This is a genomic window from Paraburkholderia dioscoreae, assembly GCF_902459535.1.
Classification (GTDB): Bacteria; Pseudomonadota; Gammaproteobacteria; order Burkholderiales; family Burkholderiaceae; genus Paraburkholderia; species Paraburkholderia dioscoreae.
In genome coordinates, this window is the sequence record NZ_LR699553.1 from 2,006,556 (window position 1) to 2,032,505 (window position 25,950).

Genomic DNA, 25,950 nt, shown 5'->3' on the forward strand with positions numbered 1-25,950 from the left:
ATGAAGCACAGACGAGGGGAGAGGCGGCGGTCGGCGCCTCGAAAAACGATAATGGAGTCTAGTTTATGACACAGCGAATTGCGTACGTAACGGGCGGGATGGGCGGCATCGGCACGAGCATTTGCCAGCGGCTGCACAAAGAGGGTTTCAAGGTCGTCGCAGGCTGCGGCCCGAACTCGCCGCGCCGCGTCAAGTGGCTCGACGAGCAGAAGGCGCTGGGCTTCGATTTCATCGCGTCCGAAGGCAACGTGGGTGACTGGGAGTCGACCAGGAGCGCGTTCGACAAGGTCAAGGCGGAAGTCGGCGAGATCGACGTGCTGGTGAACAACGCCGGCATTACGCGCGACGTCGTGTTCCGCAAGATGACGCACGAAGACTGGACAGCGGTGATCGACACCAACCTGACCAGCCTCTTCAACGTCACCAAGCAGGTGATCGACGGTATGGTCGAGCGCGGCTTTGGCCGTATCATCAACATTTCGTCGGTGAATGGGCAGAAGGGCCAGTTCGGCCAGACCAACTACTCGACCGCGAAGGCCGGCATTCACGGCTTCACGATGTCGCTGGCGCAGGAAGTAGCCACCAAGGGCGTGACGGTCAACACCGTTTCCCCCGGCTACATCGGCACCGACATGGTCAAGTCGATCCGTCCCGACGTGCTGGAAAAGATCATTGCTACGATTCCGGTGCGCCGTCTTGGCCAGCCGCAGGAAATCGGCTCGATCGTGGCATGGCTGGCATCGGAAGAATCGGGTTTCGCCACAGGCGCTGATTTTTCGCTGAACGGCGGTTTGCATATGGGCTGAGTCACAGGCGCGCCGCTCACGAGGCAGCGCGCTTCGGCTCAGATGGTTCGGCGGCGTCTCGACTGCGCAAAGGCCCGATTGCGCAGCGCGTAGGACGCCGTTTTCGCGCTCACTTGCGCTCAAAGGCGTTACATGACCACTACTACAAAGAAAACAGCCGAACGACTGATCAAGAAATATCCGAATCGTCGGCTTTACGATACCGAGACAAGCACGTACATCACGCTGACGGACGTCAAGCAGCTCGTGCTGGATCAGGAGGATTTCAAGGTCATCGATGCGAAGAGCAACGAGGATCTGACGCGCGCCATCCTGTTGCAGATCATTCTCGAAGAGGAGAGCGGCGGCTTGCCCATGTTCTCGTCGTCGATGCTGTCGCAGATCATCCGTTTCTATGGTCATGCGATGCAGGGCATGATGGGCACGTATCTGGAAAAAAACATCCAGGCCTTCATTGATATTCAGGCGAAGCTCGCCGACCAGTCGAAGAATCTGTACGAAGGCAAGGCCATGAATCCCGAGGTCTGGTCGCAGTTCATGAACATGCAGGCGCCCATGATGCAGGGCATGATGACCAGCTACATCGAGCAGTCGAAAAACATGTTCGTGCAGATGCAGGAGCAGATGCAGAACCAGGCGAAGTCGATGTTCGCTACCTTCCCGTTTACGCCAGGGGGCGCGGTCAATGTGGCCGGCGCCGGTAACGCGCCGGCTAATAACCCGCAAGGCAATCCGCAGGGCAATCCGGAGCCGGAGAAGAAGTAACGGCGCTAGGGTGATCAGGCGGGCTGGGGTTCCGGCGTTGAGGCGCCGCCCCGGAGCCTTGACCTTTGACGAGCCGGTAGCGCAGCCCTCGTGCCGAGCATGAGCGGCGCGATTGCCGACGATCGATGCCGGCGCGGTACAATCGCGGGCCGCGTGTGTGGGGCATTTTCCTCGGAGAGGGCGCTCTGGCCGCCAACTTCTCCCCATTCCGACCGCCGCTCTCATGTTTCACCGATACCCCGCCTGTCCTCAGCAAAATCGCCGCCTTTCGGCGCACGTTTCCGCATGAACCGCCTTTTCCTCGCCCCGATGGAAGGCCTCGCCGACTACGTATTGCGCGACGTGCTGACCGGCATGGGCGGATTCGACGGATGCGTGTCCGAGTTCGTCCGCGTGACGGGCTCTCTGCTTCCCGGCCGTGTCTACGAGCGGGAAGCGCCTGAAGTGCTCGACGGCGGCCACACCCCCTGCGGCACGCCGATGGTGATCCAGCTGCTCGGAAGCGATCCCGAATGGATGGCGCTGAATGCCGCCCACGCGGCCAGCCTGTCGCCGCATGGGATCGACCTGAACTTCGGGTGTCCCGCCAAGGTCGTCAATCAGCACGGCGGCGGGGCGATGCTGCTGGCCGACCCTGAACAACTGAACCGGATCGTGTCGTCGGTACGGGCCGCCGTGCCTGCCGGCATCGCCGTGACGGCGAAAATGCGCCTTGGCGTGTCCGACACGTCGCTGGCGATCGATTGCGCGGTCGCGCTCGCGGAAGGCGGCGCCGCCGCGCTCGTCGTGCATGCCAGAACGCGGGACCACGGCTACCGGCCGCCGGCTCACTGGGAATGGATCGCGCGGATCGATTCCGCCGTGGACGTACCGGTCGTCGCAAACGGCGAGGTGTGGACGGTGGCCGACTGGGAGCGCTGCCGCGCTGTCAGCGGCTGCGCTGACGTGATGCTCGGGCGGGGCGCCGTATCGGACCCGTTTCTGGCCCTGAGGATACGCGGCCTGATGGACCGGTCCCCGTCCGACGGGGAGTGGCGGCACGTGCTGGGCCACATTGCCGGTTATCTGAGGAAGTTGCAGGCTCGCGTTGCGTCCCGTCACGAACACGGACGGGTCAAAAAGTGGCTCAGCTACCTGCAGCGCACCTGGCCGCAGGCGGCCGAGTTGCATGCGGCGATCCGTCGGCTGCAGGATTCGCATGAAATTCTCGCAGTGATCGAACGTGCTTTGGAGGGCGATAAATTAATGGCGACGCATCGATCCCCACCTTCCGGCCGACTCGCCCCGACGCATGCCGCAGCCGCTTGAAGGCGAAAATTCAAAGACTTACGAGCGGCGGCCCTGGCGAACCGCTACAATTCAGGGTTTAACGTCTTCAAGCGGTTCCCCATGTCTGCCACTCCCCCGATTGCCCCGATTGCCGCGCCGAAAGTCGGCTTTGTCTCGCTCGGGTGCCCGAAAGCCCTGGTCGATTCCGAGCAGATCATCACTCAGTTGCGCGCCGAAGGTTATGAGATTTCCGGCACGTACGACGGCGCGGACCTCGTGGTCGTCAACACCTGCGGTTTCATCGACGAAGCAGTGCAGGAGAGCCTCGATGCGATCGGCGAAGCGCTCAACGAAAATGGCAAAGTGATCGTGACCGGCTGCCTCGGCGCCAAGAAGAGCGCGAGCGGTTCGGGGCTGATCGAAGAAGTGCATCCCAAGGTACTGGCCGTGACCGGCCCGCACGCGCTCGGCGAAGTCATGCAGCACGTGCACACCCATCTGCCGAAGCCGCACGATCCGTTCGTCGACCTCGTGCCGGCAGCGGGCGTGAAGCTCACACCGCGCCATTACGCATATCTGAAGATTTCCGAAGGGTGTAATCACCGCTGCACGTTCTGCATCATCCCGTCCATGCGCGGCGACCTGGTGTCGCGTCCCGTCGCCGACGTCATGCTCGAAGCGGAAAATCTGTTCAAGTCGGGCGTGAAGGAACTACTGGTGATTTCGCAGGACACCAGCGCGTACGGCGTGGACGTCAAGTACCGCACCGGTTTCTGGAACGGCAAGCCGATCAAGACGCGCATGACCGATCTGGTCGGCGCGCTCGGCGAACTCGCCGCGCAATATGGCGCATGGGTGCGTCTGCATTACGTGTATCCGTATCCGAGCGTGGACGAAGTGATTCCGATGATGGCCGAAGGTCCGTTCAAGGGCCACGTGCTGCCGTATCTCGACGTGCCTTTCCAGCACGCGCATCCGGAAGTGTTGAAGCGCATGAAGCGCCCGGCCAACGCCGAGAAAGTGATGGAGCGCGTGAAGAAGTGGCGCGAGATGTGCCCGGATCTGACTATCCGCAGCACGTTTATCGCCGGCTTCCCCGGTGAGACCGAGGAGCAGTTCCAGACGCTGCTCGATTTCATCCGCGAGGCGGAACTGGACCGGGTCGGCTGCTTCGCCTATTCGCCGGTCGAAGGCGCGACGGCGAACGAACTCGACGGCGCACTGCCCGACGAAGTGCGCGAAGAGCGTCGCGCGCGTTTCATGGAAGTTGCCGAAGAAGTGTCGGCGAAGCGTATCGCGAAGAAGGTCGGCAAGACGCTGAAGGTGCTGGTCGACGAGATCAACGCCGACGGCGGCATCGGCCGCACGGCGGCTGACGCGCCGGAGATCGACGGCGTCGTGTATATCGCGCCGGCTGTGAAGGCGTCCAAACGCTACAAGGTCGGCGATTTCGTGTCGGTGAAGATCACCGGCGCCGACGGTCACGACCTGTGGGGCGAGGTTTAAGCAATGGCGGCGAGCATGACCGCAACGCCGGAAGTCCAGCACCCCGACATTCTCGCGCTCGGCGAGGCGATGATCGAATTCAACCAGTCGGTCAAAGACGAACCGAACTATCTGCAAGGCTTCGGCGGCGATACGTCGAATTTTTGCATCGCGGCCGCCCGCCAGGGCGCGCGCACCGGTTTCGTATCCGCTGTCGGCGCGGATCATTTCGGGCGTTTGCTGGTCGATCTGTGGGAGCGTGAACAGGTGGATACGTCGCTTGTGCGTGTCGATCCGCATGCGTCCACCGGCGTTTATTTCGTGTCCCACGGTCCCGATGGTCACGCGTTCGACTATCTGCGCGCCGGCTCGGCCGCAAGCCGCTATGCGCCACAAGATCTGCCGTTCGAGGCGATCGCCGCTGCCAGGGTGATTCACCTGTCCGGCATCAGCCTCGCGATCAGCCTGAGCGCCTGCGACGCGGCGCTGGAGGCGATCGCACATGCTCGCGCCAACGGCGTGCGCGTGAGCTTCGACACCAATCTTCGGCTGAAACTGTGGCCGCTCGCCCGGGCGCGCGCGGTCATGCTCGAAGCGATTCGCCAGACCGATATCTGCCTGCCGAGCTGGGACGACGTCACCGAACTCACGGGTCTGACCGGCCGTGACGAGATCGTCGATTTCCTGCTGTCGCGCGGTCCGGGCGTGGTCGCGCTCAAGCTCGGCAAACAAGGCTCGTATATCGCCACGCCCAGCGAGCGGCGCGTCGTGCCGGGCCACCTCGTCGACGCGGTCGATGCAACCGGCGCGGGCGACTGCTTCGGCGGCGCGTTTATCGCGCGTATCGTCGCGGGTGACGATCCATTTGCGGCGGCACGTTATGCGAACGTCGCGGCGGCGCTGTCCACGCAAGGTTACGGCGCGGTGGCGCCGATTCCTTCGCGCGAGACGGTCGAACAACTTCTGGCGGGCTGAACACGCGCGGTAACGCGCGGCCCCGCCGGCGGCAAAATCATCTTGAGAGACGGAACAAGGAGCGAGCGATGCAACGGGACGTAGTGGTGGTAAGCGGCGTGCGCACGGCAATCGGCACTTTCGGCGGTAGTCTGAAAGATATTCCGCCGACCGATCTCGGCGCACGCGTGGTCCGTGAAGCGCTGGCGCGCGCCAGTGTGTCGGGCGACGAAGTCGGTCACGTGGTGTTCGGCAACGTCGTGCATACGGAACCGAAAGACATGTATCTGGCGCGAGTCGCCGCGATCAACGGCGGCGTCGCGCAACACGTGCCGGCCTTGACCGTCAACCGCCTGTGCGGCTCCGGCCTGCAGGCGATCGTCTCGGCCGCGCAAAGCGTGCTGCTTGGCGACGCCGACATCGCCATCGGCGGCGGTGCGGAAAACATGAGCCGCGCGCCTTACTCCATGCCCGCCGCGCGCTTCGGTCAGCGCATGGGCGACGCGCGCCTCGTCGATATGATGGTCGGCGCGCTGAACGATCCGTTCCAGTCGATCCACATGGGCGTGACTGCGGAGAACGTCGCGCGCAAGTACGACATCTCGCGTGAAGTGCAGGACGCACTCGCGCTCGAATCGCATCGCCGCGCGGCCAACGCGATCACGTGCGGGTACTTCAAGGAACAGATCCTGCCGATCACGATCCCGTCGAAGAAAGGCGACATCGTGTTCGACACGGACGAGCATGCGCGCATGAGCGCGTCGGCTGAAGATTTCTCCAAGCTGAAGCCCGTGTTCGCGAAAGAAAACGGCACGGTAACGGCCGGCAACGCCTCGGGCATCAACGACGCCGCCGCGGCCGTCGTGCTGATGGAGCGCGGCATTGCCGAGCAGCGCGGCATCAAGCCGCTGGCGCGGCTGGTGTCGTACGCGCATGCGGGCGTCGATCCCGCGTACATGGGCATCGGTCCGGTGCCGGCCACCCGCAAGGCGCTCGAACGGGCCGGACTGACGATCGCCGACCTCGACGTGATCGAGGCGAACGAAGCGTTCGCCGCGCAGGCCTGCGCGGTCAGCAAGGAACTGGGCTTCGATCCCGCCAGGGTCAATCCGAACGGCTCGGGCATTTCGCTCGGCCACCCGATCGGCGCGACCGGTGCGCTCATCACCGTCAAGGCGCTGTATGAGCTGCAGCGGGTCGGCGGCCGCTACGCGCTGGTCACGATGTGTATCGGCGGAGGCCAGGGTATCGCGGCGATCTTCGAGCGGATCTGAAGCGCTCACGTAGCAGTCAGTATCGAGTCAGTATCGGGCAATGAGGAAGGAACGGATGCGGGAACTGAAAGCGATGATGGGTGCGCGGCTTCGGCGCGGTTGGGCAGTAGCGACCGTTGCCGCAGTGCTGTGCGCGGGCGCGGCGGTGGTGATGCCCGCGCAGGCTTGGGCGGAAAGCGACGCGGTAAAGGAGTTGGCGGCACCCCCGCCGATCCAGTTGCCGCTCAAGCCCAGTCCCGAATTCGCGAAGTTTCCGCGCTACGCCGGCATGCTGGGCTCGCGCCAGATCGTGCTGAAACTCGGTCCGAAATCCGACGACCCGGCCGGCGTGCACGGCGAGTATCAGTACACGGACACCGGCGAAGTGATTCTGATCGCGGGCGACCGCGACGGCGATACGCTCGAAGTCGAGGAATCGAACGACGGCACCCATATCACCGGCAACTGGGTCGGCAAGTTCGCAGCGGACGGCTCGGTGGCGGGCGACCGCATGAACGTCGACGATTCCGACCCGCAGCCGTTCGACCTGAAGCCGCTGGCGGCAGGGCAGGCGGTGCCGCCGCCCGGCGCGCCGGCGAGCACGGCTGCGGCCCAGCCCTCCGCAGGGGCCGCCACCGTTCTGGCTTCCGGCGGCCACGCCGTGGGCGGCGTCAGCAATCTGCAAACCGGCGAATGAGCCCGTAGCCGCGCGGGTCCGCGCGGCTCGCGCCGTCTCATGAGCGAAATCCGACCGGCTCGGCTACTCTTGCGTGTGCGGCGCGCGCCTTGAAGTCGCGTGCCCTCCGTTTTCGTCCGCTTTTCACCGACACTCACCATGACCCAATCCAAACTCAAACGCGATCTGCAAACCCGTATCGTGCGTGCCGAGGACCAGCTCACGCCGGGCTTCGAGTCGTTCTCGATGCCGGTCACGCGCGCTTCGACGGTCGTGTTCCCCGATCTCGCGACCATGCGCGCGCTCGACTGGAAAAACGACGCGCAATGGCGCTACGGCCTGCATGCCACACCGACTTCCCTCGCGCTGGCGCAGCGTCTCGCCACCATCGAAGGCGGCAATCACGCGTTGTTGCAGCCGTCGGGGTTGTCGTCGATTTCGAACGTGTATTTCGGCCTCGTCAAGGCGGGCGACGACGTGCTGATTCCCGATAACGTCTATTCGCCTAACCGTGATCACGGCGATTGGCTCGCGCGCGACTTCGGCCTCACCGTGCGCTATTACGATCCGATGATCGGCGCGGGCATCGCCGATCTGATCCGGCCGAATACGCGTCTCATCTGGCTCGAAGCACCCGGCTCGGTGACGATGGAAGTGGCCGACGTGCCCGCCATCACCGCGGTCGCGCGCGCGCACAACGTCGTCACGGCAATCGACAATACGTGGTCCGCGGGGCTCGGTTTCCGCCCGTTCGATCATGGCGTCGATATCTCGGTGCAGGCGTTGACCAAGTATCAGTCGGGCGGCGGCGACGTGCTGATGGGCGCGACCGTCACCGTCGATCGCGAACTGCATCTGAAGCTGAAGGCGGCGCGCATGCGCATGGGCATCGGAGTCTCGTCGGACGACTGCTCGCTGATTCTGCGCAGCCTGCCGACCATGCAACTGCGCTTCGAGCAGCATGACCGCGCGGCGCTCGGATTGGCCAGGTGGTTGAAGACGCGGCCGGAAATTGCCGCGGTGTTGCACCCGGCGCTGCCGGATTGTCCGGGCCATGAATTTTTCGAGCGCGACTTCACGGGTGCTGGCGGGCTCTTTTCCGTGGTGTTCGACGGCCGTTACAGCCCGGCGCAAATCGACACGTTCTGCGAGTCGCTCGAACTGTTCTCGCTCGGCTGGAGCTGGGGCGGCGCGCACAGCCTCGCAATGCCGTACGACGTCGCGTCGATGCGCACGGCGGGGCAGTGGCCGCATCGCGGCACTTTGGTGCGGTTCTATATCGGTCTCGAAACCGAGGCGGATTTGCGTGCGGACATGGAGCAGTCGCTGGCGGCGCTGGGCTGAAAAGTCCGGGCGACGTTTTTCCGTAGGGTGAGCAAGCCCATTGGGACACGTTCCCAATGGGCTTTTTTTGTTATCGACGGTGTCTGTCAGGATATCGTGATGTCGGGGCTGGTCAATTCCCATTCCGGGAGGGCAAGGGCGGGAGTACTGCGGTGGACCAGATCACTCAAGGAGGCAATCATGAAAAAATTCTCGTTGTGGCTAGTGTCAGAAAAAATCTATCCGCGCTTTTTGATGTGGACTGCGATCATCACAAGCCTTGATGCGATTAGCATGATGGTGGTGTTCACCACGGACATTCTGAAAAAATAGAGCCGTTGCCAGCGCTGGCCATCAGCGCATCGGCCCGCGCATCAAACCGGCATTAGAGTCGGCATCAAACCGGCATCAGAACAGCCGCAGCAACCCGTCCAGCCCGACATGGTTGAACGCCACGCTGGCCGCTTCGCGCACCACCGGCTTCGCGCGGAACGCAACGGAGAGACCGGCTTCGGCCATCATCTTCAGATCGTTCGAGCCATCGCCCATTGCGATTGCGCGGCGCGGTTCAATGCCCAATTGCGCACATGTTTCGAGCAGCGTGCGTGCTTTGACATCGGCGTTGACGATCTCGCCGATCACTTTGCCGGTCAGTTTGCCATCCACGATTTCAAGCGTGTTCGCGCGCGTGAAATCCAGACCGAGACGCGCCCTCAGCTTTTCGGTGAAGAACGTGAATCCGCCAGACACCAGCAGCGTTTTCAATCCGGCCGCTTTCGCGCCGGCCAGCATCTGCTCGGCGCCCGGCGAGAGTTGCAGCCGCTCTTCGTATACACGTTCGAGCGCGCTTGCGTCGAGGCCTTCGAGCAGTGCCACGCGTCGCGTGAGGCTTTCGTTGAAGTCCTTGATTTCGCCGCGCATCGCGGCCTCGGTGATCGCCGACACTTCCGCTTTCAGTCCGCAAAAGTCGGCAATTTCGTCGATGCATTCAATCGTGATCAGCGTCGAATCCATGTCCATTGCGACCAGTCCGAAGTCGCGCAGCTGGCGGCCGGCTTCGACAAACGCGTAGTCCAGTTGATGGGTGCCGCAATAGACGTCGAGGTCGGCACGCTGGGCGACGCTTGCATCGGCAATCCGAATCGCGTTGGCGTCGATGACGCTGGCGTGCGAACCGCGCGCCAGCGCGACGAGCGTTTTGTGATGGTCGGCGGAAAGGGGCGCGGGGCTTTGAATGACGAGGTTCATGGACGACGACGCAGTGACACGGTAAAGGGCGGACGCGCGGTGCGCGCGGAAAATCCCGCTATTGTAACGGTTCGCCGCTTTGCATCGCCTCCCGCGATCCGCGGCAAACGCTGCTGCGCACGGCATTCGGCATCCGGCATTGCGCCGTGCAATCCTTCGGCGCGCGGTTCATACTGGCGCATCGAACGACGCCTCGCAGCCGCCGCGCACACCAACGGTCGCATGCACGCCTTCGCGGCGCACAAAGTCCGGCACCTGAACGCGGCGGCATCCTTGACGAGGCGCACCACTACGGAGACACCGCATGACCCCGGCGACCGCCAGCGAAGCATCCACTCTTGCGCGCAACTTCGATCTGCGCGACCTGAATCCCGCTTTCCATGCCGATCCCTATCCGGTCTATCACGCGTTGCGCGCGCACGAGCCGGTCAAGCGCATGCCTGACGGCTCGCTGTTTCTGACGCGGTTTCGCGACGTGCAGGCGGTCTATCGCGATCCGAAAACCTTCAGCTCCGACAAGACGGTCGAATTCAAGCCGAAATATGGCGACTCGCCGCTCTACGCGCATCACACAACGAGTCTCGTCTTCAACGACCCGCCACGTCATACGCGCGTGCGCAAGCTGATCGCCGGCGCGCTGACGGCGCGCGCCATCGCGGCGATGGAGCCGGGACTGGTACGCCTCGTCGACGGCTTGCTCGATACCGCCGCCGCACGCGGCCGCATCGACCTGATCGACGAGTTCGCGTCGGCGATTCCGGTCGAGGTCATCGGCAATCTGCTGGATGTGCCACACACGGAGCGCGCGCCGTTGCGTGACTGGTCGCTTGCGATACTCGGCGCGCTCGAGCCTTCGCTTACCGAGGCGCAGCTCGAACGGGGCAATCGCGCGGTGAGCGAATTCGTCGACTATCTGCGCGATCTGGTTGCGCGGCGCCGCAGCGAGCCGGGCGATCCGCAGCACGATGTCCTGACGCGTTTGATTCAGGGCGAAGAGGGCGGCGAGCAATTGTCGGAAGCGGAGTTGCTGCAGAACTGCATCTTCATTCTGAATGCCGGACATGAGACGACCACGAATCTGATCGGCAACGGACTCGTCACGCTGACGCAATGGCCGGAACAGCGCGCGGCGTTGCTGCACGAGCCGTCGCTGATCGAATCGGCGGTGGAAGAATGCCTGCGTTTCGAGAGTTCGAACCAGCTCGGCAACCGCATGGCAACTGTCGATACCGAGATCGGCGGCGTGGCGGTCGCGCGCGGCACGCCGGTCACGCTATGCATCGGCGCGGCCAATCGCGACCCGGAACAGTTCGCGGATCCCGATCGCTTCGATATCCGCCGTGATCCGAACCGGCATCTTGCATTCGGCTTCGGCATTCACCAGTGCGCCGGCTTGTCGCTCGCGCGGCTCGAGGCGCGCATTGCGATTGGCCGCTTCGTTCAGCGGTTTCCGGCGTATCGCGTGAACGCCGAGCCGACGCGCGGCGGGCGGGTGCGGTTTCGAGGCTTTGCTGCGGTGCCGGTCGAACTCGAGCCGGCAGGACGCCGAACGGCGTAGCTTTTGCCGGCCTGACGCAAGACTTACAGCCCGTGGACGAGGCCGTCCTGACGCAGCACGCGCCCGCTGTGGCCGAAAGACCGTGGCACGCTTGCTGCTTCGCTTCGGGTTCTAGGCCCAGGGGAGCGCACGATGGCACACATGATCTGGAAGGGCGCAATCAGCTTCGGCCTCGTTCACGTGCCGGTGCAGTTATATCCGGCGACGCAATCGGAGAAGGTCGGCTTCAATCTGCTGGACAAGCGCACAATCGATCCGGTCGGCTACAAGCAGATCAACAAGCGTACCGGCAAGGACGTGACGCGCGATAACATCGTGCGCGGCTTCGAGTACGAAAAGGACAAGTACGTCGTGCTCTCGGACGACGAGATCCGCGCGGCGAATCCCGAGTCGACGCAAACGGTCGATATCCTCGCGTTCGTCGACGCGCTGGACATTTCGTTCCTCTATCTCGACACGCCGTATTTCCTCACGCCCGACCGCAAGGGCGAAAAGGTCTACGCGCTGCTGCGCGAAGCCATGAAGGCGTCGGGCAAGATCGGCGTGGCGAGTGTCGTGCTGCACAACAAGCAGCATCTCGCGGCGTTGATTCCGGTCGGTCCGGTGCTGGCGTTGAACACGCTGCGCTGGGCCGCGGAAGTGCGCGACTTCGACGAATTCAAGCTGCCGCCCGAGGGCATGAAAGCCGCGGGCGTGTCCGCGCGCGAACTCGACATGGCGAAGAAGCTGATCGACGACATGAGCGACAAGTGGGATCCGTCGCAGTATCACGACACTTTCCGCGACGACATCATGGCGCTGGTCGACCGCAAGATTCGCGCGGGCAAGACCGAGGAGATCACTGAAGTCGAAGCGCCGCATGAGTCGCGTCAATCCGCCGACATTCTTGATCTGTCCGATCTGCTCAAACGCAGCCTCGGACGCGGCAAGGGCAAGCCGGCGGCGGGCAGCCGCAAGCGCACCGCTGACGACGAAGACGACGCCGACACCGACACCGCGGTGCCGGCCCGCAAGAAGCCACGCGCGACGCGCGCCGCGAGCACCGCCGCGAGTGCGACGACGCATGGCCGCAGCAGCGCGGGCGGCCGCGCAAGTGCGAAGGCTGCCTCAACGCCGGCGGCCCGCAAGCGCCGCGCGGCTGCCTGACCGTCGGCCCCGCGCCTGAGCCGCTTGCGACGACGCCATCGCCATGAACGACAGACTCGATACCTACAACCGCAAACGTCGCTTCGACGACACGCCGGAGCCGGCGGGCACGCGCACGAGCCGCAAGCAGGGCGGCCGGAAGACGGCCGCGCAGGCGTCCGCCGAGGCGCTGTCGTACGTGATTCAGGAGCACGACGCGCGTCGTTTGCACTACGACTTCCGGCTCGAACTGAACGGCACGCTCCTGTCGTGGGCGGTGCCGAAAGGGCCGAGCCTCGATCCGTCGGTGAAACGGCTGGCGGTGCATGTCGAAGACCATCCGGTCGAATACGGTTCGTTCGAAGGCGAAATTCCGCCGGGCAATTACGGCGCGGGCAGTGTGATCGTGTGGGATCGCGGCACATGGGAGCCGCTCGGCGGCGCGGCCGAGGCAGCGCGCGCTTACGCGGCCGGCAAGCTCAAGTTCCAGTTGCACGGCGAGAAACTGCACGGCGGCTGGACGCTGGTGCGCAGCCATATGCGCGGCAGCGGCGACAAGGAACAGTGGCTGCTCATCAAGGAACGCGACGATGAAGCGCGCAATGAAAGCGAGTATGACATTCTGAAGAAGCGTCCGGGTAGCGTGCTCGCCGATAGCGCCGCGGCGGGCAAAGGCGCAAAAACAGCGAAGACGGCGGCCGCGAAGAGCACAGCAAAAACTGCGAGCAAAGCGGCCGCGGCCGCGAAAGCCACTGCGGACCCGGACTCGGCGTCGATCGCGAAACGAACCGGCAAGAACGGCACGAAGCCGGCTTCATCTAGCCGCGCGGACCCGAAGCGACCCGACATCGTGGCCACGCGCAGCGCGCAATCGTTGCGCGAACTCGCCGCTTCGCCTTCGATCGAGGGCGCGGTGCCGGCACGCTTGCCCGCGACCTTCAAGCCCCAACTGGCGACGCTCGTCGACAGCGCACCTCCCGGCGATGAATGGTCGTACGAAATCAAGTTCGACGGCTATCGTGTGCTGGTCCGAATCGATAGGGCGACTAAGGGAAGCGCCGTCAAGGTGCTCACCCGCGCCGGCAACGACTGGACCGCGAAGTTCAGCAAACAGGTCAAGGCGTTCGAACGACTCGACATCGAAAGCGCATGGCTCGACGGCGAAGCCGTCGTGCTGGACCAGAACGGCGTGCCGAATTTTCAGGCGCTGCAAAACGCGTTTGATTCGAATCGTCTGCAAGACATTGTGATTTACCTCTTCGACATACCGTTTCTGAACGGCTACGACCTGCGCGGCGTGCCGCTCGAACAACGTCGCGCGATTCTGCGCGCGTTGCTCGAAGACGCCGACGACAGCGTGTTGCGCTTCTCCGACAATTTCGATTTCAGCGCGGATGAACTGCTCCGGAGCGCGTGCGACATGGCGCTGGAAGGCATCATCGGCAAGCGGCGCGACAGTGGCTATATGTCGGGACGTTCGTCGGCGTGGATCAAACTGAAGTGCCGACGACGCCAGGAGTTCGTGATAGGCGGCTACTCCGAACCGTCCGGCAGCCGCGCGGCGTTCGGTGCGCTGCTGCTCGGTGTCTACGACGGCAATGGCAAATTGCAGTATGCAGGGCGCGTGGGCACCGGTTTCGACGCGGCGCTGCTGCGCTCGGTGAAGAAAGAACTCGATGCGCACGAGACCCGGCACATGCCGTTCGCCGCCGCGCCGCGCGAACGCAGCCGCACGCCGGTGCATTGGGTCGAACCGGTGCTGGTCGCCGAATGCAATTTCGCGGAATGGACGAGCGACGGCATCGTGCGTCAGGCGTCGTTCGTGAGTCTGCGCAACGACAAGCCGGCGCGCCAGATCGTCAAGGAAACACCTCGACAGGGAGCCGACGTGCAACAGCAAACCGATTCTGTGTCTGACGACGCGCCCACGAAACGTGCTGCGCGCAAAACTTCCGCGAAGGCGGCGACGGCCCCCGGCGAAGTCGCCGGCGTCCGCATCTCCCATCCCGACCGCGTCATCGACAGGAGCAGCGGCACGCGCAAGCTCGACCTCGTGCGGTACTACGAATCGGTGGCCGACTGGATGCTGCCGCACTTGCAGGACCGGCCGGTGTCGCTGGTGCGCGCGCCGGAGGACATCGGCGGCGAGCTGTTTTTCCAGAAGCACAGCCAGAAGCTGTCGATTCCGAATGTCACGCAGCATCCGGGCCTCGATCCGGGGCACCCGCCGCTGATTACCGTCGATACGCTCAAGGCACTCGTCGGCGCCGCGCAAATGGGCACGGTCGAATTTCACACGTGGAATGCCGTGGTGTCGAACATCGAAAAGCCGGACCGCATGGTGTTCGACCTCGACCCCGACGCGTCGCTGGGTTGGGAGCGCATGATCGAGGCCGCGCAATTGACACGTTCGCTGCTCGAAGCACTCGGCCTCGCGTCGTTCTGCAAGACGAGCGGCGGAAAGGGATTTCACGTGGTCGTGCCGCTTGCGAAACAGGCTGGCTGGGACGAAGTGAAGGACTTTTCTCAGGCCGTCGCGCAGCACATGGCGGCGACGCTGCCCAAGTATTTCAGCGCGAAGATGGGCGCGCAGAATCGCAAGCAGAAAATCTTCGTCGACTACCTGCGCAACAACCGCGGGTCGAGCACGGTCGCCGCATTCTCCGCTCGTGCGCGGCCGGGCTTGGGCGTATCGGTGCCGCTGGCTTGGGACGAAGTCGCCGCAACGACGGGCGGTGATCAGTGGACCATCGAGAATCTGCACGAACGCCTCGCCGAGCTGAAAAGCGATCCGTGGGCGGACTACGCGAAAACGCGCCAGCGCATTACCGCTGCCATGAAAAAACGCCTGGATGACGCGCAGTAAGCGCGCTTCAGCGACCCTGATTCAAAGCGAAAAGGAGCACATCATGAAGACCTCACCGCAATCATCGGACGGCGACAAGCAGGCCGATCCGCACGCCAGGAAGCAACCTCGATCGATGCAGGAGGCCGCCGCGCCGCCGCCGCATGAAACCGACCAGAACCCGGAATCGCAACACGAGGACGGCCCGCGCCATGTCGGCAAGCAGGCGCATCGCGATCTCGAACGCGGGCTGAAAGATACGGACCGGCGCGGCGGAGATGAGTATCAGCAAAAGACGCAGAACGATGCCCATACCGACGTCAATTCCGACGGCAAAGCGTCCGGCGGCAAAACACCCGGCAGCGGGCGCGGCAAGCACTAACGGCGCGGCGGCGCGGGCGCGCCATGTGAGCCCGGGTCACCCGGTTCGCCGGCTGAGCCCGGCCCGCTGCCGGCGCATCTGCTTCAACCCGGCTCGCTGTCCCAGTACGGTGGGTCGCCGAAATGGGCGGTGAGGAATTCGATCAAGGCGAGCGTTTTCGGCGGCACGAACGAACGGCTCGGATACACCGCCCAGATCGCCACGCGTTCGGCGAGCGGATAGCTGTCCAGCACGCTGACCAGTTCGCCGCTGCGCAGAAACGGCGCGACGTCCCACGTCGATTTGAGCGCGATACCGAAACCGGCCAGCAGGGCGTCGCGGATCACTTCGCCGTTGTCCGTGACGAGGCGTCCGCTCACGCGCACCTCGATCGGCCCGGCGGGTGTCACGAAAGCCCAATCGCGCTGGTCCGACAGAATCATGCACTCGTGCTGCGCGAGATCCGAAGGATGATGCGGCGTGCCGCGCCCGGCAAGATAAGCGGGCGCCGCGCACAGCACCCGCCGGTTCACCGCGAGGCGCCGCGCCACCAGCGACGAATCCTTCAGCATGCCGATACGGATCGCCACGTCGATACCCGCATCGACGAGATCGATCACCTGATCGGTCAGGCGCAGATCGACGCTCACGCCGGGATAGCGGCGCAGAAATTCGCTGATCACAGGCGAGACGTGTTGCCGCCCGAACGACGAGGGCAGCGAGACACGCAAGCGGCCCTGCGGCTCGGCCTGCGCCCGGCCGACCGAGGCGCGCGCGGCGGCGGCCGCGTCGAGCAGGGCTTCGGCTCGCGTCATGAAGACTTCACCGTCCTGCGTGAGGCTGATGCGGCGGGTGGTTCGGTGCAACAGGCGCGCGCCGAGCAGCTTTTCCAGCTGCGCGATGCGCGAACTGGCCACCGCCGCCGACAGGCCGAATTCGCGCCCGGCGGCCGATACATTGGCAAGCAGGGCGGCTCGCACGAACAGGGCGACGTCGAGCAGATCGAGCCGCTCCCGCTCGCCGGACGAAACACGTGTGGATGGCGCAGGAAGATTCATTCTTCTGAAATTCAAAAAGATGTTTCAGTCATTATCGCGGTTTTATAAGAATAAGAACCGTCTTACGATGACGCCACTGGGATCGCAAAGCATCTCGATCCTCCCACCGCATGTGAACGAACAGGAGCATGTATGAAAGCCGTCGGTCTCTATCGTTATTTGCCGATCGATCAAGCCGAAGCCTTGGTCGATGTGGATATCCCCAAACCCGAAGCCACCGGTCGTGATCTGCTGGTCAAGGTGGAGGCCATTTCGGTCAATCCGGTCGACACCAAAGTGCGCGCCCCGAAAGACGCGGTTGAAAAAACGCCGCGCATACTCGGCTGGGATGTCGCCGGCACGGTGGCCGCGGTCGGGCCGGACGTGACGCTGTTCAAGGTCGGCGATCCGGTGTTCTACGCGGGCAGCATCACGCGGCCCGGCGCCAACAGCGAGTTCCACCTGGTGGACGAGCGGATCGTCGGGCGCAAGCCGGCGTCGCTCGACTTCACCCACGCGGCCGCGCTGCCGCTGACCGCGATCACCGCCTGGGAAGCGTTGTTCGACCGTCTCGGCGTGTCGCCGCAAGGCGCGGACGAAGGCCGCACGGTGCTGATCATCGGTGGAGCGGGCGGGGTCGGCTCGATCGGTATTCAACTGGCGAAGCAGCTTGCGAAGCTGAAGGTGATCGCAACCGCATCGCGGCCCGCATCGGCGAAGTGGGCCACGGATCTGGGCGCGGATCACATCGTCGATCATTTCGGCGACATGCCCGCGCAATTGAAAAAGCTCGGGATCGACGAGGTCGATTACGTGCTGATGTTCAACGACACCGACAAGAACTTCCCGGCGGCAGCCGAAGTCATCAAGCCGCAAGGCGGCATCTGCACGATCGTGGAAAACAGCAAGCCGGTGCCGGTCGAACTGTTGAAGGCAAAGAGCGCCGCGTTCCACTGGGAATTCATGTTCACGCGTTCCATGTTCGGCACACCCGACATGATCGAGCAGCACAAGCTGCTGACCGAAGTGGCGCGTCTCGTCGACGCGGGCACGTTGCGCACCACCGTCGGCCAGGATCTCGGCACCATCAACGCCGCGAATCTGCGCCGCGCGCATCAACTGCTCGAAGAAGGACGGGCAATCGGCAAGCTGGTGCTGACGGGCTTCCAGGCCTAACCGCACTGCGCCTGAAGCAGTCAGTCTGAACCGGCATGGCCGGCGTCGCAGCAATGCGCGCCGGCCATTTTCATTTGATGCGCATCGAGCAGCGCGATCCGGCACTGGGGCGTGTCGATTTGTAGCAGGGCGGCCGGCGCGCACGCGAGCGCGCGCCAGCCCGCCACACGCGCAGAAAACGCGTTGCCGCAAGCGGGTTAACACCCGATCCGCAGGCAGCGCGCGCGGCTTCGCTTGGCGTTAGACTGGTGGGGCATCATGCTAAAACAGTTGCGTGTCTCGCAGCCCGGCTGGCCAGGCATCTAACGCCTTCATCCAGTCACGCGGTGCGTGGGCAGTCGTGCTGACGCGAGCGCGCAGCGGCACAACAACGAGGTGACAGTATGAGCTTCCGACTTTCCGCCGTTTCAGTTGTCGCTTCTCTCGCCTGCGCATTCGCGCCCGGCATGCTCGTGCCGGTTGCCCACGCGGCCACACCGATCACGGTTACGTCCCAATCCGCTCTCGACGGTCCGATTCGCTACACGGTGCGCGTCACGTCGAAGCAGTTCGGCAATTCGCAGGAAACCCGCACGATCCGCTCCGGCGAATCGGACGACTTCACGTGGAAGACCGTGCCGCCGGGCGGCCCGGTTCCCGCGACGGATGCGTGTCCCAACTACGCTTCACTGCCGACCGACACCAACGGCGCGATGATTCGGCAAACGCAGATCCGTTTTGCGCCGGTCGTCGCGGCCGACGGCACGGCGACCGTGCAACTGAGCTTCCAGGCGCAGACGCCGAAGGGCGTGAAGACGGTGACGACTGGCGGCAAAACGATCAAGTGTCCGAACGACGTGAGCGTTAGTCAGATTCTGCGCTTCACGATGCCGGTCAACGGCAGCACGAAAACGCTCACGCTCAACGACGGCACGGAAGTCGCGATCAGCGCGAAGCGTTGAGCCGGGCGCGTGCAAGACGCGCAAGACGGCACGGGGCGCGACTCAACGCCTCGCGCCGGCCCGTTCCACCAGCCGCGCCGCCAGAAACCGGTGCTCCGCCGAAAAGAGCCGCCGGTACGTGAGCAGCACCGCGCCCACCGTCCCCAGCGCCGACGACGCGGCGATCAGGAACATGATCACGATCTGATAGCGCACGGCCTGCAATGGCGACTGGCCGGCCAGCACCTGGCCGGTCATCATGCCGGGCAGGCTCACCACGCCGACCACGGCCATCTGATTGAGCGTCGGCATCATACCCGCGCGTACCGCTTGCCGCGCCGGCGCCTGCGCCGCTTCCCAGCGTGTCGCGCCGAGCGCGAGCGCCATATCGACGCGGTCGCGCCGCGCGGTCAACTCCTCGGTCATCCGTTCGATGCCGAGCGACACGCCCGTCAGCGTATTGCCGAGGATCATGCCGAGAATCGGAATCGCATATTGCGGCTCGTACCACGGGTGAATGCGGATCACGACGAACAGCCCGAGCGCGCCCACCAGCCACGAACTGACCCAGATCGACAGCACGCTGTCTGCGCGTTGGCCGCGATACGTGCGGCTGCCGCGCTGCGCGCCTGCGAAACCGGCGATCAGCGTCATGACGATCATCAGCGGGAGCACCACGTACCACCGGTCGTAACGGAACACCCAGCCGAGCACATAGCCGATCGCCAGCAACTGCACGACGGTGCGCACGGCGGCCCACGCCAGCTTGCGTTCGAGATCGAGCCTGAGCGCCACCGACACGGCACCGTTCACGACAATCAGCAGCGCTGCGATCGCGACGTCCCACAGACTCAGGTTTTGCAATGTCATTGTCCCGGCTCCGGATGATCGTGATGCACGGGCGCCGCCTCGTGTCGCGCTGTTTCGTCGAGGACGCCCGCGCGCATGATGAGGTGCCGCTCGCTCATGCGCGTGGCTTGTGCCGGATCGTGCGACACCCATATCGACGCATGACGACCGGGCGCGTCGTCGAACCACGCATGCACCAGACCTTCGATCGCACGCGATGACTCCGGGTCGAGCGAGGCGGTAGGTTCGTCGAGCAGCAGAACCTCGGGCGCAAGTTGCAGCACGCGAATCAGCGCGGTGATCTGCGCTTCGCCACCGGACAGCTCGCTGGCGCTTTTGTCGAGAAAGTCGTCGCCACGGCCGGCCTGCGCCGCGAGGCTCGCCGCTCGCGCGCGATCGAAGCGCACGTCGCGGTACGTGCGCAACTCGAACGGGTAACGCAGATTGTCTTCCACGCTGCCGTCGAGCAACGCGGGCCGCTGCCGGATATACGCGACATTGCGCCGGTAGCGCGGAATGGCGGCGCGCTGCACCGCCGCGCCATGCCACGTGATGCGCCCCGCATCGAGCGGATCGAGCAGGGCGAGGGCGCGCAGGAACACGCTCTTGCCCGAGCCGGACGGCCCAGTGATTGCGACGCGGTTGCCCGCGTGCAACGCGAAGGTAGTCGGCTGCAGCAGCGCCTGTCCGCGTACGGCGTCGCGTCGCGCGATGCCGTCGGCGAGGACGAAGGGAACGTCGGTCATGAGTGGAATCGTAATGGGGAATGTAGGGTCGAAGGTTGCCGTGACGTGGCGACGATCCGTTCGCGGCCGCGTCGGCAACGTATGCGCGAGTGGCCATGCAGCATGATAAAGCGGCGACGACATGACGCTTCCCGACCAAGAAGCGGGCACGCAACATGCTGATCGGTCCTCAATCTAGAACAAACCGCGGAGCCTCTCAATGGCAGTGTCGAGCACAACTGGAAGGCGCATCGGGAAAATCGTCGCATGGCTGGTGGCGATCATCGTCATTCTGATTGTGGCGTTGACCATTTTCATCCTGACCTTCGACTGGAACCGGGCAAGACCTTATATCAACGACAAGGTTACGCAGGCGATCGGCAGGCCGTTCGCGATCAACGGCGATCTGAAAGTGGGCTGGCGGCACCCGGTGGGCGAGACCGGCTGGCGCGGTTGGGTGCCCTGGCCGCGTTTCTCGGCGGCCAATATCACCGTGGGCAATCCGGACTGGACCAAACAGCCGCAATTCGCCACGCTCGACGAGATCGACTTCCAGGTCAAGGTGCTGCCGCTGCTCACGCACGATATCGTGATCCCGGCCATTAACCTCGTGAATCCCTCGGTCGATCTGGAGCGCCTGCTCGACGGGCGCAACAACTGGACCTTCAAGCTGGCGTCGTCGAGCGGGCCTTCCGAATGGAAGCTCGATCTGCACGATATCGCGTTCGCCAAGGGCAACATCGCGCTGTCCGATCAGCAGAAGAAGGTCGACTTGCAGATGGTGGTCGATACGCTCGGCCAGCCGATTCCGATCGGTGAAGCGATGAAGCAGCAGGAAGCGGCGTCGCGCAGCGCGTCGGCCGAAGCGATCGGCAAGGCGGGCGCGAACAAGCTGACCGCGCAGGCGAATGCGCAGGCGGCTTCGGAGGCTGCGGCGGCATCCGCGGCGGCGGCTTCAGGCGCATCGGCCACGGACATTACCGCGTCGGGCACGACGGCGGCCACGGGCGCGTCAGGTACGCTGGTCGCGGGCGGTTCGAAAGGCGCCAGCGCCGCGGTCAGCGCAGGCGCGAGCGGCGCAGTGGTGGCGTCGGCTACTGCATCGGCGCCCGCATCTGCTTCGGGTGCGAGCGGCGCGCAAGCTCAGGCGGCAGCGAAAAGGGAGATTCCGCCGTACGCCATCGGCTGGACCGTCAAAGGGACTTACAACAAGACACCGGTGTCGGGCAGCGGCAAGGTGGGCGGCGTGCTGGCGTTGCAGGACACCAACCGGCCGTTCCCGGTGCAGGCCGATGTCAAGGCGGGCGATCTGCATATCGGCCTCGTCGGTACGATCACCGATCCGGCGCATCTTGCAGCGGTCGATCTGCGCCTCTGGCTGCAGGGCAACAGTATGGCGCGTCTTTATTCGCTCACGGGCGTGACCTTGCCCGACACGCCGCCTTATGCGACCGAAGGCCGCCTCGTCGGCCAGTTCAAGTCCAGCGGCAACGTCTTCAAGTATGAAAATTTTACTGGCCGGGTTGGCGGCAGCGATCTCAACGGCTCGTTGACATATACCGCGCGTGAACCGCGTCCGCTGCTGCAGGGCGAACTGATCTCGCATCTGCTGCAGTTCTCGGATCTGGCGCCGGTGATCGGCGCGGATTCGAACGCCAGCAAGGCCAAGCGTGGCGATGCGACGGCGCAACCGTCCAACAAGGCGCTGCCGGTTGAGGAGTTCCGCACCGACCGCTGGAAGGCGATCGACGCCGACGTGAAATTCACCGGCCGGCGCATCGTGAAAGACGTGAATCTGCCGATTACGGATCTGTACACGCATATCGTGATGACCGACGGCGTGCTCTCGCTGGAGCCGTTGAAGTTCGGCGTGGCCGGCGGCACGCTGGCTTCGGACATTCATCTGGACGGTAGCGGAACGCCGCTCAAGGGGCGTTTCGCGACGTCGGCGCGGCATCTGAAGCTCAAGCAGTTGTTCCCGAACTTCAAGACCATGCAGAACGCGCTCGGCGAAATCAACGGCGACGCCGCGCTGACCGCGACGGGCAATTCGCCGGCGGCGCTGGCGGCCACCTCGAACGGCGAGGTCAAGGCGCTGGTGACCGACGGCACGGTTAGCCGCCTGTTGATGGAAGCGGCCGGCTTGAATGTGGCGAACGTCGTGTATGAAAAGCTGTTCGGCAATCGCGACGTGAAGATCAACTGCGCGGCCGCCGATTTCGTCGCGACCAACGGCGTGCTCGATTCGCGTGTCTTCGCGCTCGACACGGACGACGCGGTGATCAATATCGAGGGCAATGTGAATATGCGCGACGAGTCGATGGACCTGGGGGTGCATCCGCATACCAAGGGTTTCCGGGTGTTCTCGCTGCGCTCGCCGCTCTATGTGAAAGGCACTTTCAAGGATCCGCACGTAGGGGTAGACGCGGCCGCGCTGGCGTTGCGCGGCGGCGCGGCGGTCGGCCTCGGGCTGATCAATCCGTTTGCGGCGCTGATTCCGTTGCTCGCGCCGAGCAACAACAAGCCGCTGCCGTGCAACCAGTTGCTCGCACAGGTCCGGCAGGCGCCGACGGCGCCGCCGCCGGGCGTGAAGCAGCGGCCCAAGGCCTCCATTTCGCTGGACGGTGCGCCGGTCAACAAGTCTTCGGGCGGGGCTTCCGCGCCCGCTACGCCCGCTGCGGCGGACAAGAAGCCAGCGGTGATGTCGCCGGCCAGTGCGGCTGCATACAAGGGAAGCTGATGCCTTTCGATCTGCCTGCAGACTGGTTCAGCTGGAGTTTCGGCGGCGGCCTTTCATTCATTTTCCTGTGGCTGATCAGCGTGCCGCAGGCGCGCGGCCATATTGATGACATCGCGGCGAAATGAGCACGTGAGTCCGGCACGCGCGCGCAGGTGGAGCGCGCGTCAGAAGTCGAGTGAAATGAGGGAAGGCACTGCGGCAACGGAATAAAGCAACGCCGCCTGCCCGACTCTGCGAACCGGCGCTGGCGTTGCGAGCATGAATATCGGTTGCGTGGGGGGCTCGGGCTTAGGGCTTACTTACCGCAGGGATCGCGGAGCCGCATCTCCAGCCGCGTCCTGACGACGAACCCCGCGACGGGTGCCGCCAATGCGGGTCGCACCGAATTCCGTGAGGATCTTGCCGCGAGCCCGGCTGGCAAACACCAGGAAGCCAAAGCCATCCGCCTCGTACCAGTAACCGCCGTTCTCGAGCCCGTCGAGCGGCTGCTCCAGTGCATTGGTAATGGATTCGATACAGCGGCGCCGCAACTCGGCGGGTGCGGGATAGGGCGGCTGCGCCCCACGCACACTGCACAGGAGGACGTCGAGCCCAGGCAGTGCGTGCGCATAAAGGACTGGCTCGTCTTGCGCGCGAGCGCGCGCAATCTTGGTGTCGAGCTGGCCGAACGGCTTGAAATGTCGTAGTACCGCGAGGAACGACTCATCGCCGTCCACCTTCGCGCGTCTACGCTTTTTCGGGAAGGACATAAAAATTCGCCTGAAAAAGAATTGCAAGAAACGCAGCGTCCTCATGCGACCACTCCCGGCTTCGCGCGCCGCACGTCGATCTTTTATAGCATACGACAAGGCCGGATTCACGGTGATTCGACGACTGCGCCGCCCCACCGCCTCCCGCACGAATCATGCCGAACCGCCTCGCCGCGCGCTTTCGCTTCCCAGCACATCTGTCTCCATCATAGACGCACGAGACGCGGAAAAAACATCTTAGCCCAATAAAAAAGTCATTTTTGTGTGGGCGAGCGCATCTTGCCGCTACGTTGAAATATCTCCCATTCACGTCGATAATGGCCCGTCCGGCTGCACTGCGCCGTGCTCGCCGATTCCGTCACCGCAAAGGCCGCCAGGGCGGCACGGCGTGGCCGGGTTCGCGAGCGGCGCGGCCTGAGTGACCCCTGCGACGCTTCGGGCGAACATGAAACTATTCACGAAGGGTCTGCTGCTGATTGCCGTGCCGAGCGCGGTCGAGCTGGCGCTTCTCGGCGTCGTCTTCGATACCCAGGAGCAGACTGCGCAGGCCGCGCAGTGGGTCGCCAACAGCAAGCAGATTCTCTATCAGTCGTCGGCTATCGTCGATCCGCTGCTGCGTCAGGCTGCGCGGGTTCGCACGGGCATGGTGATCGGCGACGCGTCGTTGATCGACCGTCACACCGTGTGGGTCGATCTCGGCGACCGTCTGTCGAAGCTCGAGGCGCTGGTCGCCGATACGCCGCAGCAGGTCGAACGCGTGCACGAGATGCAGCGTGCAATCGACGCCTATCGTGTGCAGACGGTCGCGATCTCGCAGGCGCTGCATGCGGGGCGTAGCCCGAATCCGTTTGCCGCGCAGGAAACCGGCGCGTTGCCGCGGCAGATCGCGCTGTTTCGCGACGAACTCGCGGCGTTCGGCAATGAAGCGTCGCGGCTCGACGCCGAGCGCTCGGCGGCGCTGGCGCGGCGTCGGGCGCGTCAGCAATATGCGCTGATCGGCGCGGTGCTGGGCTCAATGCTGATCTGGGCGGCCACCGCGGTGGTATTTGCGCGCAGCATAGGTCGCCGGCTGGAAGTGTTGACCGACAACGCCGAGCGCCTGGGCGGCGGTCGCACGCTCGCCGCGCCGCTCTCCGGCAGCGACGAAATTGCCGCGCTCGACACCGTGCTGCATCAGACCGGCGAGCGTTTGCGCGAGGCCGAAGCCGAGCAGGCTATGCTGAAAACGCGGCTCGAAGCGCGCGCGCGGGAACTGGCAGGCGTCAACGAGGAGTTGCGTCAGGAGACGCAGGACAATGAAATGTTCATCTACAGCGTGTCGCACGATCTGCGCTCGCCGTTGGTGAATCTGCAAGGTTTCTCAAAGGAATTGCAGGTCTCTTGCGAAGAACTGGACAGCGTGGTCGAGGCCGCGAAGTTGCCGGAAGCCGAACATCGGCGCATGGTGCATATTCTCGATGGCGACGTGCGCGAATCACTGCAGTATTTGCGTGCCGCGGTCACGCAGGCCGCTGCGATCATCGAGGCGCTGCTGCGGATTTCGCGTGCCGGCCGGCTCGAATATCAGTGGCAGCGTGTGAGCGTGGGGCGCGTGGTGGGGCGGGTGGTCGACGCGCTGCAGGGCGTGATCGGGCAGCGCGCGGCCGTGGTGACCGTGCGCGACTTGCCGCCCGCATGGGGCGACCCGGGCGCGATCGAGCAGATTTTCAGCAACCTGATCGGCAACGCGCTGAATTATCTCGACCCGGCGCGCAAGGGGCGTATCGAAGTCGGCGCGCTGGAACCCGAACCGGTCGAGGAGACGGAGCCGCGCACGGTACGCATGCGCACGTATTATGTGCGTGACAATGGCCTCGGCATTCCGGCTGCCTACATGTCGAAGGTGTTCCGGGCGTTTCAGCGCCTGCACGGCGACATCGCCAACGGCGACGGCATCGGTCTCGCGGTGGTGCGTCGCACGGTGGAGCGGCACGGCGGCCGCGTGTGGGTCGAGTCGGCGGAAGGCGCGGGTTCGACTTTTTTCGTGGTGTTGCCGGAGCAACCCGCACGCCTCTGAACAGAAGCGGCAGATGCGGCAGATGCGGCA

General features: G+C 64.4%; 23 protein-coding genes. 18 read left to right on the forward strand and 5 right to left on the reverse strand.

Annotated features, from left to right (window positions below; genetic code table 11):
- Positions 1–65 precede the first annotated feature (65 nt).
- From PDMSB3_RS08975 to PDMSB3_RS38170, 9 genes are all read left to right on the forward strand, one after another.
- On the forward strand, positions 66–806 hold the full coding sequence (locus PDMSB3_RS08975) for a 3-ketoacyl-ACP reductase (protein ID WP_007182053.1): 741 nt from the start codon (positions 66–68) through the stop codon (positions 804–806).
- A 132-nt stretch (positions 807–938) separates the two neighbouring features.
- On the forward strand, positions 939–1,571 hold the full coding sequence (gene phaR, locus PDMSB3_RS08980; RefSeq protein WP_007182052.1) for a polyhydroxyalkanoate synthesis repressor PhaR: 633 nt from the start codon (positions 939–941) through the stop codon (positions 1,569–1,571).
- 285 nt (positions 1,572–1,856) lie between these two features.
- A complete protein-coding gene (locus PDMSB3_RS08985; protein WP_007182051.1) occupies positions 1,857–2,879 on the forward strand; it encodes a tRNA dihydrouridine synthase in 1,023 nt (340 codons plus the stop codon).
- Positions 2,880–2,960: 81 nt separating this feature from the next.
- Positions 2,961–4,346: a 30S ribosomal protein S12 methylthiotransferase RimO gene (rimO, locus tag PDMSB3_RS08990; RefSeq protein ID WP_165185831.1), complete on the forward strand. Its 1,386-nt coding sequence runs from the start codon at positions 2,961–2,963 to the stop codon at positions 4,344–4,346.
- A gap of 3 nt (positions 4,347–4,349) precedes the next feature.
- On the forward strand, positions 4,350–5,300 hold the full coding sequence (locus tag PDMSB3_RS08995) for a sugar kinase (protein WP_007182049.1): 951 nt from the start codon (positions 4,350–4,352) through the stop codon (positions 5,298–5,300).
- 68 nt (positions 5,301–5,368) lie between these two features.
- Complete coding sequence (gene bktB, locus PDMSB3_RS09000) at positions 5,369–6,553, forward strand: beta-ketothiolase BktB (protein ID WP_165185833.1); 1,185 nt, start codon at positions 5,369–5,371, stop codon at positions 6,551–6,553.
- Positions 6,554–6,608: 55 nt separating this feature from the next.
- Positions 6,609–7,229: a hypothetical protein gene (locus PDMSB3_RS09005; protein ID WP_165185836.1), complete on the forward strand. Its 621-nt coding sequence runs from the start codon at positions 6,609–6,611 to the stop codon at positions 7,227–7,229.
- 138 nt (positions 7,230–7,367) lie between these two features.
- Positions 7,368–8,552, forward strand: coding sequence for a cystathionine beta-lyase (locus tag PDMSB3_RS09010; protein ID WP_007182046.1), 1,185 nt, complete (start codon positions 7,368–7,370; stop codon positions 8,550–8,552).
- A 180-nt stretch (positions 8,553–8,732) separates the two neighbouring features.
- Positions 8,733–8,864, forward strand: coding sequence for a hypothetical protein (locus PDMSB3_RS38170; RefSeq protein ID WP_007182045.1), 132 nt, complete (start codon positions 8,733–8,735; stop codon positions 8,862–8,864).
- 75 nt (positions 8,865–8,939) lie between these two features.
- Here PDMSB3_RS38170 and serB read toward each other — a convergent pair whose 3' ends face one another.
- Entirely contained in the window at positions 8,940–9,779 is an 840-nt protein-coding gene (serB, locus tag PDMSB3_RS09015; protein WP_007182044.1) for a phosphoserine phosphatase SerB, read from the reverse strand.
- A 304-nt stretch (positions 9,780–10,083) separates the two neighbouring features.
- Here serB and PDMSB3_RS09020 point away from each other — a divergent pair, with 304 nt between their 5' ends.
- The 4 genes from PDMSB3_RS09020 to PDMSB3_RS09035 all read left to right on the forward strand — a co-directional run bounded on the left by PDMSB3_RS09020 (position 10,084) and on the right by PDMSB3_RS09035 (position 15,689).
- Positions 10,084–11,337, forward strand: a complete 1,254-nt coding sequence (locus tag PDMSB3_RS09020) for a cytochrome P450 (RefSeq protein WP_007182043.1) — start codon at positions 10,084–10,086, stop codon at positions 11,335–11,337.
- A gap of 132 nt (positions 11,338–11,469) precedes the next feature.
- Entirely contained in the window at positions 11,470–12,483 is a 1,014-nt protein-coding gene (gene ku, locus PDMSB3_RS09025; protein WP_007182042.1) for a non-homologous end joining protein Ku, read from the forward strand.
- A 43-nt stretch (positions 12,484–12,526) separates the two neighbouring features.
- Positions 12,527–15,328 (forward strand): DNA ligase D, encoded by a 2,802-nt coding sequence (gene ligD / locus PDMSB3_RS09030; protein ID WP_007182041.1) that lies wholly within the window; start codon positions 12,527–12,529, stop codon positions 15,326–15,328.
- Positions 15,329–15,371: 43 nt separating this feature from the next.
- Complete coding sequence (locus PDMSB3_RS09035; protein ID WP_165185838.1) at positions 15,372–15,689, forward strand: hypothetical protein; 318 nt, start codon at positions 15,372–15,374, stop codon at positions 15,687–15,689.
- Positions 15,690–15,772: 83 nt separating this feature from the next.
- Here the strand turns inward: PDMSB3_RS09035 and PDMSB3_RS09040 are convergent, their stop codons facing one another.
- Positions 15,773–16,726, reverse strand: coding sequence for a LysR family transcriptional regulator (locus PDMSB3_RS09040; protein ID WP_007182039.1), 954 nt, complete (start codon positions 16,724–16,726; stop codon positions 15,773–15,775).
- A 132-nt stretch (positions 16,727–16,858) separates the two neighbouring features.
- On the opposite strand from PDMSB3_RS09040, the gene PDMSB3_RS09045 reads away from it, so the two are divergent.
- A complete protein-coding gene (locus tag PDMSB3_RS09045) occupies positions 16,859–17,881 on the forward strand; it encodes a zinc-binding alcohol dehydrogenase family protein (RefSeq protein WP_007182038.1) in 1,023 nt (340 codons plus the stop codon).
- 383 nt (positions 17,882–18,264) lie between these two features.
- A complete protein-coding gene (locus tag PDMSB3_RS09050; protein ID WP_007182037.1) occupies positions 18,265–18,822 on the forward strand; it encodes a DUF6013 family protein in 558 nt (185 codons plus the stop codon).
- A gap of 42 nt (positions 18,823–18,864) precedes the next feature.
- Here PDMSB3_RS09050 and PDMSB3_RS09055 read toward each other — a convergent pair whose 3' ends face one another.
- Both PDMSB3_RS09055 and PDMSB3_RS09060 read right to left on the reverse strand, forming a co-directional pair.
- Positions 18,865–19,671, reverse strand: a complete 807-nt coding sequence (locus PDMSB3_RS09055) for an ABC transporter permease (protein ID WP_007182036.1) — start codon at positions 19,669–19,671, stop codon at positions 18,865–18,867.
- The gene (locus PDMSB3_RS09060) at positions 19,668–20,396 is read right to left on the reverse strand and encodes an ABC transporter ATP-binding protein (RefSeq protein ID WP_035518629.1); all 729 of its coding nucleotides are present in this window, start codon (positions 20,394–20,396) and stop codon (positions 19,668–19,670) included. The genes PDMSB3_RS09055 and PDMSB3_RS09060 overlap by 4 nt, the downstream gene beginning before the upstream one ends.
- Before the next feature lie 199 nt (positions 20,397–20,595).
- Between PDMSB3_RS09060 and PDMSB3_RS09065 the strand changes: the two genes are divergently transcribed.
- Entirely contained in the window at positions 20,596–23,115 is a 2,520-nt protein-coding gene (locus PDMSB3_RS09065; RefSeq protein WP_007182034.1) for an AsmA family protein, read from the forward strand.
- Positions 23,115–23,240 carry a hypothetical protein gene (locus tag PDMSB3_RS38175; RefSeq protein ID WP_007182033.1) on the forward strand — a complete coding sequence of 42 codons (126 nt, stop codon included), beginning with the start codon at positions 23,115–23,117 and terminating at the stop codon, positions 23,238–23,240. The genes PDMSB3_RS09065 and PDMSB3_RS38175 overlap by 1 nt, the downstream gene beginning before the upstream one ends.
- A 174-nt stretch (positions 23,241–23,414) precedes the next feature.
- Here the strand turns inward: PDMSB3_RS38175 and PDMSB3_RS09070 are convergent, their stop codons facing one another.
- Entirely contained in the window at positions 23,415–23,909 is a 495-nt protein-coding gene (locus PDMSB3_RS09070) for a hypothetical protein (protein ID WP_007182032.1), read from the reverse strand.
- A gap of 400 nt (positions 23,910–24,309) precedes the next feature.
- Here PDMSB3_RS09070 and PDMSB3_RS09075 point away from each other — a divergent pair, with 400 nt between their 5' ends.
- Positions 24,310–25,920, forward strand: coding sequence for a sensor histidine kinase (locus PDMSB3_RS09075; RefSeq protein ID WP_007182031.1), 1,611 nt, complete (start codon positions 24,310–24,312; stop codon positions 25,918–25,920).
- Positions 25,921–25,950: the final 30 nt, after the last annotated feature.